The sequence below is a fragment of the Coxiella-like endosymbiont genome (genome assembly GCF_002871095.1).
GTDB lineage: Bacteria > Pseudomonadota > Gammaproteobacteria > Coxiellales > Coxiellaceae > Coxiella.
The window spans coordinates 1-882 of sequence record NZ_NSHJ01000057.1 but is presented as its reverse complement, the minus strand read 5'-3'; the positions used below and the strand labels follow the sequence as shown (position 1 = coordinate 882).

Here is an 882-nt window from a genome sequence, read left to right as displayed (position 1 = left end):
AGATAATTGAGCCGAAATATCATTAAATTACAAATAAAACGTTAATGCTTCACGATCAATGCACCTTTGCCAAAATCCAAAAATAAACCAATTAGTGTTCTCAACTGAGAGGCACAATAAAAATGTGATTCTTTAATCCCTAAAATAGAGGCTGAATTCCTATACAAGATAAAGGGTTTATTGGTACCTATCTCAATAATAACCAACACCAAATATCCCGTTCATTCTCTTGACAGCAGCTTCACAGCCCCAGTGCTCACAAACTTCCAAAAGAACTTCAGTATCCGTAGAATTGCATGAAAAAACACCGAATTTTTTAATTCAGAGCAAATTGAAAGCGCATTATAAATTTCTCCATTATCAATAATGGTAGAATTTTCTGATTGAGAGATCATGGGTTGATATCCTGACGAAGAAAGATGAAGAATGGCTAAACGCCGATGCCCAAAAACTAAACCTGTACTTTTATTACACTAGGCCCCCTACTGAATCTTGAACCCGCGATAAAACCTTCTGCGTCATCATAGTAACGATTTCAAGATATTGCTCTTTTTTACGATACCGGCGAAAATCCTAAAAAACCTGCAATTCCATACAGATATCATTTTATCTTTTTTCTATTGCGATAGCTTCCATAACTCGCTGATAATCCGCTTTTAACAAAAGCCTGGTAAACCAATCATAACGATCCAAGGCAAGTCTACAAACTAAAAATAATTCATAACTTTTTCGATAGCTCTACTCATCCGTACTCTTTCTATGTTTTTTACTCTTCATTATTAACTTTAATAATGCTTGACTCAACTCTTATGGCTCTTTAAGAGAGACTACTACTAATCTCAACTAAGAATGACTTACAACTTCCTGCGTTACCACTACGTT

At 35.0% G+C, this 882-nt stretch carries 1 pseudogene; it reads right to left on the bottom strand.

The features are described 5' to 3' along the window. Positions 1-221 precede the first annotated feature (221 nt). Positions 222-446: pseudogene (locus CLERM_RS04180) on the bottom strand (hypothetical protein); the annotation flags it as partial. Positions 447-882: the final 436 nt, after the last annotated feature.